Source organism: Streptomyces sp. NPDC054956, from assembly GCF_053609185.1.
The window spans coordinates 33,052-46,339 of record NZ_JBSGXB010000024.1; the positions used below are offsets into that span (position 1 = coordinate 33,052).

11 protein-coding genes, 1 tRNA gene and 1 pseudogene are annotated in these 13,288 nt (G+C 73.1%); 12 read left to right on the top strand and 1 reads right to left on the bottom strand.

Annotated elements, in window-relative coordinates; genetic code table 11:
• Window positions 1-68: 68 nt before the first annotated feature.
• The 10 genes from ACWGDE_RS07385 (at window position 69) to ACWGDE_RS07430 (ending at window position 9,945) form a co-directional block, all read left to right on the top strand.
• Window positions 69-1,190: a TIGR03364 family FAD-dependent oxidoreductase gene (locus ACWGDE_RS07385; RefSeq protein ID WP_453388017.1), complete on the top strand. Its 1,122-nt coding sequence runs from the start codon at window positions 69-71 to the stop codon at window positions 1,188-1,190.
• An 8-nt stretch (window positions 1,191-1,198) separates the two neighbouring features.
• Window positions 1,199-1,933, top strand: a complete 735-nt coding sequence (locus ACWGDE_RS07390) for a phosphonatase-like hydrolase (RefSeq protein ID WP_453388031.1) — start codon at window positions 1,199-1,201, stop codon at window positions 1,931-1,933.
• Window positions 1,930-2,979: an ABC transporter ATP-binding protein gene (locus tag ACWGDE_RS07395; protein WP_453388018.1), complete on the top strand. Its 1,050-nt coding sequence runs from the start codon at window positions 1,930-1,932 to the stop codon at window positions 2,977-2,979. Before ACWGDE_RS07390 ends, ACWGDE_RS07395 begins: the two co-directional genes overlap by 4 nt.
• The gene (locus ACWGDE_RS07400) at window positions 2,972-3,949 is read left to right on the top strand and encodes a 2-aminoethylphosphonate ABC transporter permease subunit (RefSeq protein ID WP_453388019.1); all 978 of its coding nucleotides are present in this window, start codon (window positions 2,972-2,974) and stop codon (window positions 3,947-3,949) included. The genes ACWGDE_RS07395 and ACWGDE_RS07400 overlap by 8 nt, the downstream gene beginning before the upstream one ends.
• Entirely contained in the window at window positions 3,936-4,733 is a 798-nt protein-coding gene (locus tag ACWGDE_RS07405) for an ABC transporter permease (RefSeq protein WP_453388020.1), read from the top strand. Before ACWGDE_RS07400 ends, ACWGDE_RS07405 begins: the two co-directional genes overlap by 14 nt.
• Before the next feature lie 65 nt (window positions 4,734-4,798).
• Window positions 4,799-5,887 (top strand): 2-aminoethylphosphonate ABC transporter substrate-binding protein, encoded by a 1,089-nt coding sequence (locus tag ACWGDE_RS07410; RefSeq protein WP_453388021.1) that lies wholly within the window; start codon window positions 4,799-4,801, stop codon window positions 5,885-5,887.
• 185 nt (window positions 5,888-6,072) lie between these two features.
• Window positions 6,073-7,605, top strand: a complete 1,533-nt coding sequence (locus ACWGDE_RS07415; protein WP_453388022.1) for an alkaline phosphatase family protein — start codon at window positions 6,073-6,075, stop codon at window positions 7,603-7,605.
• Between the two features lie 117 nt (window positions 7,606-7,722).
• Window positions 7,723-8,502 (top strand): HAD-IIA family hydrolase, encoded by a 780-nt coding sequence (locus ACWGDE_RS07420; RefSeq protein WP_453388023.1) that lies wholly within the window; start codon window positions 7,723-7,725, stop codon window positions 8,500-8,502.
• Between the two features lie 92 nt (window positions 8,503-8,594).
• Complete coding sequence (locus ACWGDE_RS07425) at window positions 8,595-9,275, top strand: hypothetical protein (RefSeq protein ID WP_453388024.1); 681 nt, start codon at window positions 8,595-8,597, stop codon at window positions 9,273-9,275.
• Window positions 9,276-9,279: 4 nt separating this feature from the next.
• Entirely contained in the window at window positions 9,280-9,945 is a 666-nt protein-coding gene (locus ACWGDE_RS07430) for a class F sortase (RefSeq protein WP_453388025.1), read from the top strand.
• Between the two features lie 84 nt (window positions 9,946-10,029).
• On the opposite strand, the gene ACWGDE_RS07435 is transcribed toward ACWGDE_RS07430, so the two are convergent.
• Window positions 10,030-10,103 (bottom strand) — tRNA-Lys (locus tag ACWGDE_RS07435).
• 285 nt (window positions 10,104-10,388) lie between these two features.
• On the opposite strand from ACWGDE_RS07435, the gene ACWGDE_RS07440 reads away from it, so the two are divergent.
• Window positions 10,389-11,759, top strand: coding sequence for a peptidoglycan-binding protein (locus ACWGDE_RS07440; protein ID WP_453388032.1), 1,371 nt, complete (start codon window positions 10,389-10,391; stop codon window positions 11,757-11,759).
• A 206-nt stretch (window positions 11,760-11,965) separates the two neighbouring features.
• Window positions 11,966-13,288, top strand: a pseudogene (locus ACWGDE_RS07445) (hypothetical protein); the annotation flags it as partial.

The window sequence follows — 13,288 nt, forward strand, 5'->3', positions numbered from 1 at the left end:
GGGGCTGTTCACCCGCCCGTCGCCCGCCCGATCCTCCGGGGTCACGACCCGCCCCCACCGTGGTGTGCATGAGGGTCATAGTCGTCGGAGGCGGCGTGGTAGGCACCATGCACGCCTGGCAAGCAGTGGAACGCGGCCACGAGGTCGTCCAGATCGAGCGAGAGGCGGAGGCCCGGGGCGCGTCACTGCGCAATTTCGGCCAGATCTGGGTCAGCGGGCGGGCGGGGGGCGAGGAGCTCGACACCGCCCTGCGGGCCCGCGAGCTCTGGGAGGGGATCGGCGAGCGGGTGCCCGGACTGGGTTTCCGCGCCATCGGCTCCCTCACCCCGGTGCGGGGCGCCCGCGAGTACGCGGTGGCCGAGGCGGCCGTCGCCCGCCCCGACGCCGCGGCCCGCGGCTACAAGCTGGTCAACGCGGCCGAGGCCCGGGAGATCAACCCCGCCCTGCGCGGGGAGTTCGAGGCGGCCCTGTGGTGCGAGCGGGACGCGGCCGTCGAACCGCGCACCGCCCAGCTCCACCTGCGCGAGGCCCTGCGGGCCGGCGGCCGCTACACCTTCCTCCCCGGCCGTGAGGTCCGCGAGGTCGTCGGCGAGGGCGCCGTCCGCGACGACCACGGCGACGTCCACCGGGGCGACGCCGTGGTCCTGGCCACCGGCGCCTGGCTGTCCGGCCTGGTCCGCGAGCTGGCCCCCGAGCTGCCCGTGCGCCGCGTACGGCTCCAGATGATGCAGACCGCCCCGCTCGGCGAGCCGCTGACCACCTCGGTCGCCGACGCCGACAGCTTCCGCTACTACCCCGCCTACAAGTCGGCGGCCCTCGACGAGCTCAACGCCGAGCAGGCCCAGGCGCCGGTCGCCGCCGCGCACAAGATGCAGCTCCTGATGGTCCAGCGGCAGGACGGCGGACTGACCATCGGCGACACCCACGAGTACGAGCACCCCTTCGCGTTCGACACCCTCGAGGACCCCTACGAGCACCTCACCGAGGTCGTCGAGTCCTTCCTGGGCCGCCCGCTGCCGAAGATCCGGCACCGCTGGGCGGGCGTGTACGCGCAGTGCACCGACACCACCCGCGTCGTCCACCGCCAGCAAGTGGGCGACGGCGTCTGGCTGGTGACGGGACCCGGCGGCCGGGGCATGACGTGCTCGCCCGCCATAGCCGAGACCACCGCGAACGAACTGGGCTGGTGAACAGCACGATGACCGACAACACCCCCCACAGCCACGACCACGGCGACCGCAAGCTGGTCGTCCTCGACATGGCCGGCACCACCGTCGCCGACGGCGGCCTCGTCGAGCGCGCCTTCGAGCGCGCCGCCGAGCGCCTCGGCGTGGAGCCGGGCAGCGCCGACCACGCCGCCAAGCTCCAGTACGTCCGCGACACCATGGGCGAGTCGAAGATCTCGGTCTTCCGGCACCTCTTCGGCGCCGAGGACCTGGCCCGGCGCGCCAACTCCGCCTTCGAGGAGGCCTATGGAGAGCTCGTCGACGGCGGCCTCATCGCCCCGATCCCCGGCGCCCGCGCCGCCATCGAGAAGCTCCGCGCCGACGGCCGCACCGTCGTCCTGACCACCGGCTTCGCCCGCGTCACCCAGGACGCCATCCTCGACGCCCTCGGCTGGCAGGACCTGGCCGACCTCACCCTGTGCCCCGCCGACGCGGGCGGCCGCGGCCGGCCCTTCCCGGACATGGTGCTGGCCGCCTTCCTGCGCACCGGCGCGGTGGCCGACGTACGCCACACCGTGGTCGCCGGCGACACGGCCTACGACATGCTCGGCGGCGTCCGCTCCGGCGCCGGTGTCGTGGCGGGCGTCCTCACCGGCGCCCACGACCGCGCCACCCTCCGCGAGCACGGCGCGACCCACGTCCTGGGCTCCATCGCGGAACTGCCCGCACTCCTGGCGGGCGCCCCGGGCGAGGAGTCCGGCGCGTGAGCGGCATCCGCTTCGACTCGGTCTCGGTCGCCTACGGCGGCAACACCGTCCTGGACCGGCTCGACCTGACCGTCGAGCCCGGCGAGGTCATGGCGCTGCTCGGGCCCTCCGGCTCCGGCAAGACCACGGCGCTGCGCGCGGTCGCCGGCTTCGTCCGGCCGCTGTCGGGCCGGGTGCTGATCGGCGGCCGGGACGTCACCGCGCTCCCGCCGCACAAGCGCGGCATCGGCATGGTCGTCCAGCAGTACGCGCTCTTCCCGCACCTGCGCGTCGAGGACAACGTGGCCTTCGGCCTCAAGGCGCAGAAGGCCCCCAGGGCCGAGATCCCCGGGCGCGTGGCCGAGGCCCTGGAGATGACCGGGATGGCCGCCTACGCCCGGCGCTACCCCCGCGAGCTCTCCGGCGGCCAGCAGCAGCGCGTGGCCATCGCCCGCGCGCTCGCCATCCGCCCCGGAGTCCTGCTGCTCGACGAGCCGCTGTCCGCGCTCGACGCGCAGCTGCGCTCCGGGATGCTCGCCGAACTGGCCCGGCTGCACCGCGAACTGCCCGACGTGTCGATCCTCTACGTCACCCACGACCAGGTGGAGGCCCTCACCCTGGCCGACCGGATCGCCGTCATGGACAAGGCCCGCCTCCAGGACTGCGGCACCCCGCAGGAGCTGTACCGGGCCCCGCGCACCGAGTTCACCGCCTCCTTCGTCGGCAACGCCAACCTGCTGCCGGTCACCGTGGCCGACGGGGGCGCGCTGTTCGCCGGGCACCCGATCGCCCTCGACCCGGGCCGCGCGGCCGTGGGCGCGAGCGCGACCCTGTGCGTACGGCCGCACCTGCTCGGCCTCGGCGCCGGCCCGAACGCCCTGTCCGGCACGATCACCGAGGTCCAGTGGCGCGGCTCCACGCACCGCCTCTACGTCGACGTCGAGGGCCACCGCGTCAAGGCGGACCTGCCCGAACTGCGCGAGACCCCGGCGCTGGGCGACCACGTCACCCTGCACTTCGAGCCGCGGGACGCGGTCCTGCTGTCCGCGGGGGTGTCCGATGGCTGAGGCCACGGACCGGCGCGTCGCGGAGCCCGCGGCCGAGGGCGGGGCTCCGCTCGTTCCCCACCAGCCGGTACGAAGCCCTGCCCCGGGCCACCCCGGAACCCCGGCCGGAGCCCCCGGCGGCTTCGCGGCGCAGGCCGCACGGGCGCCCCGTACCGTGCCCGGCTGGCTGTGGTCCGTACCGCCCGTGGCCGTGCTCGCGGCGGTCTTCCTCTACCCCCTCGCGCTGGTCGTCCAGCAGTCCTTCACCCCCGAGAACGGCGGTGGGGCCTTCGACGCCTACGCCTCCGTGTTCGCCTCGCACTCCTTCCGCGAGGCCCTCGGCACCACGGTCTGGCTGGCCGTCGGCGCCACCGCCGGATGCCTGGCCCTCGGCTTCGTGCTCGCGCTGGTCATCGCCTTCGTCCCCTTCCCCGGGGCGCGCGCCGTGGCCAAGTTCATCGATGTCTTCCTCTCCTTCCCCTCCTTCCTCATCACCCTCGCCCTCCTCTTCGTCTACGGCACGGCCGGCATGGCCAACGGCCTGTGGACCGACGCCTTCGGCATCAAGGAGGGCCCCTTCCACTTCCTGACCACCCCGTGGGGCGTCCTCCTCGCCGAGATCACCTACTTCACGCCCTTCGTGATGCGCCCGCTGCTCGCCGCCTTCTCCCAACTGGACACCGCCCAGCTGGAAGTGGCCTCCTCGCTCGGCGCGAAGCCCGGCCGCATCGTCCGGCGGGTGATCCTCCCCGAAGCCCTCCCGGCGCTCGCCGCCGGCGGCAGCCTCGTCCTCGTCATGTGCCTCAACGAGTTCGGGATCGTCCTGTTCACCGGGGCCAAGGACGTCACCACGCTCCCGATGCTCGTCTACGGCAAGGCGATCCTCGAATCCGACTACTCGGCCGCCTGCGTGGTCGCCGTCGTCAACATCGCGATCTCCGTCGGCCTGTTCGGCCTCTACCGGGTGGTGAGCAAGCGTGCTGGTGCATAGCAAGAGCGGCCGCTGGGCCGCCTGGAGCCTCTTCGGACTCCTCTTCCTGCCCCTGTTCGCGCTGCCGCTCCTCGTGGTGGTGGCCGCCTCCTTCGCCACCCACTGGTCCGGCGCCTTCCCCTCCGGTCCGACCACCGAGAACTACGCCGCCGCCGTGCGGGGGGAATCCCTCCAGGCGCTGACCACCTCGCTGGTCACGGCGCTCGCCGCCAGCCTGCTCGCGCTCACCGTCGGCACCTGGGCGGCCCTCGCCGCCGCAGGGACCGGCAAGCGCGGCAAGCGGTCCCTGGACGCGCTGTTCATGCTGCCGGTCGCCGTACCGTCCGTGGTCGTCGGCCTCGCCGTGCTCGTCGCGTTCAGCAAGCCGCCGCTGCTGCTCAACGGCACCAGCTCGATCGTGATCCTGGCGCACACGATTCTTGTCACGGCGTTCGCCTACCAGTCGGTTTCGGCTGCCATGGTGCGTCTCGATCCCGCGTACGAGCAGGCGGCCGCCTCCCTGGGAGCCCGCCCCGCGTACGTGCTGTGGCGGGTCAAGATCCCCCTCCTGCTGCCGTCGCTCACCGCGGCCGCCGGGCTCTGCTTCGCCCTGTCCATGGGCGAGCTGAGCGCCACGATGATGCTCTACCCGCCGGACTGGATGCCCCTGCCGGTCCGCATCTTCACCGCCACCGACCGCGGTTCGCTCTTCAGCGGATCGGCCGTCGCCGTGGTCCTGATGGCCACCACCCTGCTCGTCCTGCTGGCCGTCTCGCGCGTCCGCACCAAGGCCGCGTACCGCTGAACCGCACGTTCGCTCGTTCCCTTGCTGATTATCCTGCCGACTCCCTTTCCCCGTAAGGAAGTTCCATGCCCAGCAGCAGACACCTCCGGATCACCGCCGCCGTCACCGGCAGCCTCGCCCTCGCCGCCGGCCTCACCGCCTGCGGGGGTTCCTCCACCGCCGACTCCGCCGACGGCTCCAAGGGCGGCGGCGAGAAGGTCGTCACCGTCTACAGCGCCGACGGCCTCAAGAGCGACAAGGGCGACGGCTGGTACGACAAGGTCTTCGCCGACTTCACGAAGAAGACCGGCATCGAGGTCAAGTACGTCGAGGGCGGCTCGGGCGAGATGGTGCAGCGCGCCGTCCGCGAGAAGACCAACACCCAGGCCGACGTCCTGATCACCCTGCCCCCCTTCATCCAGCAGGCCGACGGCAAGGGCCTGCTCCAGGCCTACAAGCCGCAGGGCTCCGACAAGGTCAACGGCGCGAACAAGGCCGCCGACGGCAAGTGGACCTCCGTCGTCAACAACTACTTCGGCTTCGTCTACAACAAGAAGGAGCTGGCGCAGGCCCCCAAGACCTGGGAGGAGCTGCTGGACGCCAAGTACAAGGGCAAGCTCCAGTACTCCACCCCGGGCGTCGCGGGCGACGGCACCGCCGTGCTCATCAAGGCCATGCACGACTTCGGCGGCAAGGAGCCGGCGAACGAGTACCTGAAGAAGCTCCAGGCCAACAACGTCGGCCCGTCCTCCTCCACCAGCAAGCTCGCGCCCAAGACCGACAAGGGCGAGCTGCTCGTCGCCAACGGCGACGTCCAGATGAACTTCGCGCAGTCCAAGTCCATGCCGAACCTGGGCATCTGGTTCCCGGCCAAGGAGGGCGGCAAGCCCACCACCTTCGCCCTCCCGTACGCGGCCGGCCTGGTGGACAAGGCCCCGCACACCGAGAACGGCAAGAAGCTCCTGGACTACCTCCTCGGCGAGGACGCCCAGAAGCTGGTCAGCGGGGTCGGCGGCGGCTTCCCGGCGCGCACCGACGTCCAGCCCACCGACGCCAACGCCGTCGAACTCACCAAGATCATGGGCGGTGTCGAGATCTTCGAGCCGGACTGGTCCGACATCGACAAGAACCTCACCTCCTACGTCGACGCGTGGAAGTCGGCGACCGGAAGCTGACTCGTTGCCTCCCGGTCACCCACGACCGGGACAGTGACGAGTGGATAACGGGTCTGGACCGAAGCCCGCACCTTCGGTCCGGACCCATCCCCCGGACTCCGTCCGGGGATCCCCCGGATGTCCCCGGTGCCCGCACCGGCCCGTGTCACCTCGCGCCTTCCCCACGATTACTCCTGGAGGAGTACGTGCCCACTGTCCTGTCCGGACGGACCCTCGCCGTGGCGGCCACCGCCACCGCCCTGCTCGCCACCGGCCTCGGCGCCCACGCCGCCACCGCCGCTCCCGCCGACGAGGCGGCCGCCCCCGTGAACAAGGTGCTGGTCATCGGCATCGACGGCACGGTCCTGGACCGCGTCAAGGCCGCCGACGCCCCCCACCTCAACGGCCTGATGGCCCAGGGCCTGACCGCCCGCAGCACCCTGTACGCGAACCCGATGGCCGCCACCTCCTCGGGCCCGGGCTGGTCCACCATCGCCACCGGTGTCTGGCCCGACAAGCACGGGGTGAAGGACAACTCCTTCACCGGCAAGAACTACACGGCCTACCCGGACTTCCTGACCCGCATCGAGAACGCCAAGCCGGCGCTCAACACGTACGCGGCCGCCGACTGGGAGCCCATCACCTCCACCGACCAGAACGGCCCGATCTTCTCCGCCAAGGTCGACAAGCGCCTGAGCCTCAAGGGAGACCGCGACGGCTACGGCAGCGAGGACCCGAAGATCGCCACCGCGGCCGCCGCCGAACTGCGCGGCCAGAACCCCGACGCGGCCTTCGTCTACTTCGGCGAGATCGACCACGCCGGCCACTCCTCGGGCGCCGCCGGCCAGGAGTACCTGGACACCATCGCGCGGGTCGACAAGCTGGTCGGACAGCTCCTCACGGCCGTCGAGTCGCGCCCCACGTACGCCCAGGAGAACTGGAAGATCCTGGTCACCACCGACCACGGGCACACCGACGCGGGCGGCCACGGCGGCTCCACCATCCAGGAGCGCGGCACCTTCGTCATCGCCAAGGGCGCGGGCATCCCCGCCGGTTCGGTGCGCGGCGACGTCAAGCTCGTCGACGTGGCGGCCACCGCGCTCGCCCACGTCGGGGTCGCGGCCGGCTCCGCCATCGACGGGCTGCCGCTCGACGCCCCGGACGACGACCCCTTCGACACCCTGCGCCCGAACCTCCAGGCGCGCGTGGACGAGACGGGCATCCCGGCCACCACCAAGGGCTTCACGCACACCCCGCCGGCCGGCTGGTCGATCGACAACTCCAAGATGGGCACGGGCGGTGTCACCGAGTGGGCCGGATGGGCCTTCGCCACCGACGAGTTCTGGAGCCAGGCGCAGCGCGACCAGTGGCGCGAGCTGAACGTCCGCTCCCGTGACGTCTTCGCCGTCGCCGACTCCGACGAGTGGGACGACAAGAGCCACACCGGCTCCTACGACTCCACCCTCATCACCCCCAAGTGGGCGGTCACCGGCGGCTCGACGCGCAACCTGACCTTCCAGACCCACTACCACCACGAGGCCGGCCAGACCGCCCAGGTCCTGGTCTCCTACAACGGCGGTACGCCGTCGGTCGTCAAGAGCTACACCGCCGACGCGGTCGCCAGGTCGGAGTCGATCGCGCTCCAGGTCCCGGCCGGCGCCACCGACGTCCAGATCCGCTTCCGCTACGCCGGCAGCAACAACTGGTACTGGACCGTCGACAACGTCCGTCTGGGCTGACCGGCGCCCTCCGGTCCGGGCCGTGGACGCCCGACGCGTCCGCGGTCCGGCCCGGATAGGGTGGTAGAGACCATAGGTCTCAGAGGTCAGACGCCACCGAGAGCGGAGAACAGTCCAGTGGCAGAGCGCAAGCCGATCGAATCCTGGCTCACCGACATGGACGGGGTCCTCATCCACGAGGGAACCCCGATCCCCGGCGCCGCCGCCTTCATCAACCGGTTGCGCGAGTCCGGCAAGCCCTTCCTGGTGCTGACCAACAACTCGATCTACACCCCGCGCGACCTCCAGGCCCGCCTCAGCCGCATGGGCCTGGAAGTCCCCGTCGAGAACATCTGGACCTCGGCGCTGGCCACCGCGAAGTTCCTCGACGACCAGCGCCCGGGCGGCACCGCGTACGTCATCGGCGAGGCCGGCCTGACCACCGCCCTCCACGACATCGGCTACGTCCTGACCGACCACGAGCCGGACTACGTCGTCCTGGGCGAGACCCGCACCTACAGCTTCGAGGCGATGACGAAGGCCGTCCGCCTGATCAACGCCGGAGCCCGCTTCATCTGCACCAACCCGGACGAGACCGGCCCCTCCACCGAGGGTCCGCTGCCCGCCACGGGTGCCGTCGCCGCGCTGATCACCAAGGCGACCGGCAAGAAGCCGTACTTCGCCGGCAAGCCCAACCCGCTGATGATGCGCACCGGCCTCAACGCCATCGGCGCGCACTCCCACAGCAGCGCGATGATCGGCGACCGGATGGACACCGACATCCTGGCCGGGCTCGAGGCGGGCATGCAGACCTTCCTCGTGCTGACCGGTCTGACCTCCGTCGAGGACACCGAGAAGTTCCCGTACCGGCCGACCAAGACGGTCAACTCCATCGCTGATCTGGTCGATCTGGTTTAGGTCGTACGGCTGACACGTACGGGCCAAGAGAGCGCCGCTCCGGATGCGGAGCGGCGCGCCGCGCGTGAATCTCCTTGTTGAGGAGGTTCACCATGCGCAGTGATCTGATCGCTCTCCGTGTCACCGGGGTGGCCGTCGCCCTGACGGCCCTGTCCGCCGTGACCGCGCCCATCGCCTTCGCGGAGGAGTGGAACCGCGGCAGCGTCTCCGCCGACCCCAATCCGGCCGAGCCGGGGGCGCAGGTCAAACTGCGCGTCCGCGGCTGTGACGACGACTGGGCCATCGCCCAGTCCTCCGTCTTCGTCTCCGAGGTCCGGCTGTCCACCGGCCGCGACGACCGCCGCACCCTGTGGGGCGACGCGATGATCCGCTCCTGGGCCGAGCCCGGCCGCCACGACATCCGGGTCAAGTGCGGCGGCCGCGGCGGCGAGCGCGAGTGGGGCTCGATCGAGATCGAGCGCCGCCGCGACCACCACCCCGATCCGCACCACACGCCGATCTGGCCGGTCCACGCGGGCGGCGGCGGCATGTCCGAGGAGATCGCGGCGAAGTCCAAGGCGGTGGACCTGGCCAAGGCCGCCGACCGGGCGAAGGCGGCCGAACAGGCGAAGGCGGCCGACTCCGCCCAGCTGGCCGCCGCGGCGAAGAAGAGCCACGAGGGCGACGGCCCCGGCCTGCCGCACACGGTGATCGGCGCCGTGCTCGCCGCCGCGGCCACCCTGGCGGTCGCCGGCCGGGCGCTGAGCCTGCGCCGCCGCCGCAGCGGCGAGTGAGCGGGTGAGCGGGGAGCAGAGGGCCTCCGGCGGCTCCCGGCTGCTGACCTTCGCCGCCTGGTCGGTGCTGGTCCTCGGCCTGTGGCTGTGGGGCCGCGAGATCACCGGGGTGCAGATACCCCTTCCCGGCCAGGCCGGCGGGCCGGCCGCCGTCCCCGGCCTGCCCACCGCGCACACCCCGATGGAGCCGGCCGCGCCCGCGCGGGTCGACGTACCGTCCCTGGGCGTGCAGGCCCCGGTGATCACCCGGGACCTGGACGCCCAGGGGGCGATCGAGCCGCCCCCGTACGAGAACCCCGGCACGGTGGGCTGGTGGCGCGGCGGCGCCCAGCCCGGCACGGCGGGGACCGCGCTGATGGTCGGACACGTGGACACGCAGTCGAAGCCGGCCGTGTTCTACGGCCTCAGCTCGGCGAAGCCGGGCGACAAGGTGCGCGTGGTGCGGGCGGACGGCTCGGTCGCCGAGTTCACCGTGGAGGACGTACGGGTCCACGAGCGCGCGGGCTTCGACCCGGCGAAGGCGTACGGCCCGAAGGTCCGGGGCCGGGCCGAGCTGAGGCTGGTGACCTGCGGCGGCACCTACGACAAGGCGGCCAAGCGGTACTCGGCGAACGTGGTGGTGTCGGCGTACCTGACGGGCGTCGCGGCCCGCACGGGGACGGCGGCCTGAGCCGCTGAGGCGGACGCGGCGGACGCGGCCCACGAAACGAAGAAGCCCCTCGCAGTTTCCACTGCGAGGGGCTTCTTCCGTCTGTGCGCCGCCAGGGACTCGAACCCCGGACCCGCTGATTAAGAGTCAGCTGCTCTAACCAACTGAGCTAGCGGCGCTTGGTGACGAGGAAAACTCTACCCCACCCGTACCGGTGCTCGTGACAAGCCGCGCGCGTTCTGTCCGATTAACCCATGTTTGGGGGTTTTGTCGTGCACGATATGTCTGGGCCAGGCCGGATCTGATGCCCCGCCAGATGCGGTCCCGGCCGCCCAGTGGACGAGCAGGGGAGTGGACGGAACCGCATGACGATGCAGCCTCCGACGCATGTGTACGAACAGACGCCGAGTACGACGGCGGCCCCGACGACGACGGCCGCAGCCGCCCCGGCGCCGCTGCCCTCGATGCCGATGCCCGCCTTCGAGGAGTACGAGCCCGCCGGCGACTGCCCGTGCCGGGGCTGCGCCCAGCGCCGGCGCACGCTCGCCCGCGCCCGGGCCATACCGCTGCGCGACGGAGGTCACCCCGCGGCGCGCGGAGCCCGCCGGGCCCTGGTGCTGGCCACCGCAGCCGGGGTGGTCCTCGGCGGTGGCGGGGGAGCGGCGGTCGCGGTGGCGGCGCCGGGCCCCGGAACGGTGGCGCTGGACGACCCCGGCTCGCCGCAGGGCGGCCGGGCCCCGCTGCACGGGCCGAACAAGGGCCGGCCCGCGAAGCCGGCCGGTCTGCCGGGAGCGCCCTCGGCGGTCAAACGCATCGACCGGGCGACGATCATCAACCGGGCGAAGCTGTGGTTGGACGCGCAGGTCCCGTACAGCATGAGCGAGTACTGGTCGGACGGGTACCGGCAGGACTGCTCCGGCTACGTCTCGATGGCCTGGAACCTCGGCTCGAACGAATGGACCGGCAGCCTCGACAAGTTCGCCACGAAGATCACGAAGGAGGAGCTGCTGCCGGGAGACATGCTGCTCTTCCACAACCCGGCCGATCCCAACAAGGGCTCGCACGTGGTGATCTTCGGCGGGTGGGCGGACGAGACGCGGACCTACTACGTCGCCTACGAGCAGACCCGGCCCACGACGCGGCGCCAGGCCACGCCCTACGGCTACTGGAACAACGCGCTGAAGTACGTCCCGTACCGGTTCAACGGGGTGACCGGCGCGGCCGTTCCCGAACCGCCGGTCGGCGAACCGCCCGCCCCGGGCGGCACCCCGGCCGTCTCGGCGACCTTCCCGGGGGCGTCGAAGTTCGGCCCGGGCGCGAACAACGAGTACATCGCCCAGCTCGGCCGGATGCTCGTCGACCGCGGCGGCTCCCGCTTCTACCCGCAGGGCATCGGCACGCAGTGGACCGACGCCGACCGGCAGGCGACCCAGGCCTTCCAGCGCGCCCAGGGCTGGACCGGCGCGGACGCCGACGGCATCCCCGGCGCGCACACCTGGAGGCTGCTCGCCCAGCACCAGGGCAAGGACATCCCGCCGATCCCGGGCGCGGCACCGGCACCGCCGAAGCCGGGCGGCGCACCGGGACCGGCGGGCAGGCCCGCCTTCCCGGGGGCCGCGACGTTCCGTCCGGGCGTGTCCCACCCGTCCATCACCGCCCTTGGCCGCCAGCTGGTGAAGAAGGGCTTCGGCAAGTACTACACGTCCGGGCCGGGCCCCCGCTGGGGCGAGGCCGACCGCCGCAACGTCGAGGCCTTCCAGCGCGCCCAGGGCTGGCGCGGAGCCGAGGCCGACGGCTACCCGGGCCCGGAAACCTGGCGCCGGCTGTTCGCATGACGGAGGCAACGATGTACCCCACGCGCACGACCTCGACCACGGGCACCTTCCACGTCCCCCCACGCCCGACCCCGCCCCCCGCCCCGTCCGACCGGACCTCGACGCAATGGTCCACCCCGCCCCGGTGGCCGTCCCCCACGGAGGCGGCACCGGCTGCGGCCCCTGCACCGACCGCGTCCGCGGACGGACCGGAGGCGACGCCGGCCGTGGCACCCGGCCGGGCCGCCGCGGAGCCGTACCCGGCCTCCGCGCGGACCTCGGACACGGGCCATTCGGCGGAGCCCCGCTCGGGCGCGGCCTGGGCGCAGGCCCCGGAGCGGGAGGCGGAGCGACCCTTCGCGACGGGCGCCGCGCACGGGCCGGCCGCCGCCTCGTTTGCCGCCGGTTCCGTTTCGGCTGCGGAGGAGGGCCGTTCGGCGGAGCTCCACTCCCACGCAGCTCGGGTACGGGCCGAGGGCCGTGGTCCGGCCGTGCCGTTCGCGGCGGGCGACGACGCGGCCGGGTCCGGGCGCAGTGACGTACCGGCCGTGCGGGTGGACATCCCGCATCCGCAGGAGGAGACGGACTTCGCAGGCGCGGCCACCGCGCGCCCGCGGGATCCGGACGCCGAAACGGCCCGCCCCCACCCCCAGGACACCCCCTGGCCCCCGGCCGCCGCGGGAGCAGCACGGCAGGTCGACCCCGGCGGCGCGTCCGCCGGGGCCGACCGAGTCCCCGCACCCGGTGCGCCTGCGTTCGACCGGCAGGCCGAGTACGGCCTGCCGGTGCGGGCACCCGTCGGCGTCGGCGCCGAACCGGCGGGAGCCACCGCCCCGTCCGGCGCTCCGCGGGCCGCCGTCCCGGACCCCGGCCCCCATGAGGCGATCGCACGGTCCGAGCACCCCTCGACCGGCGCAGACCGAGGCTTTGCGGCCGGGTCCGCGCCGGACTCCCGCTCCGGCGGTGCGGACGCCGGGTTCCGCGGTGCGGTTCCGGCCCGGATGTTCGGTGAGTCGGAGCACGGCTCGGCAGGCCTCGTCTCCGGGCTCGCACCGGAAGGGGTTCACGGCGGTGCGCCCGCCGCGCGGGACCTGGTGCCGTCCGTGCCCGTGCCCGCGGGGGAACCGGAACCGGATGCTGCCCCGCACGCGCGGGGCGGTTCCCGTCCCGTCGGCGCCTCCCTGCCGGGCGGTCCGGAGGAGCTCCGGTCCGGCTCCGGCGGCGACGCCCCCGACCGGGCCGACGCCCGCGACCTGTCCGTGCCCGGGCCCGCCGTAGCGGTCCGCGAACCGGTCGGGGCCGGCGGTGTGCCGGCGCGGGACGAGGTCCGGGCCACCGCCCCGGGCGGACCGGGCCGCCCGAGCGGTGCGGCGGACGGCGCCGGGCCGCGTGGCGCGACCGGACTCGTCCTCGAGGACGAAGCCGGCCATCAGCGCGGCGCCGACGGCGATTCCGCTGCTCCCGCTGCCACGAGGCCCCGAGGCCCCGGCGCGTACGACGGCTCGGCCGGCCATGAGGGTTCGGCCGAGTACGGCCCGGACGCGCACGGC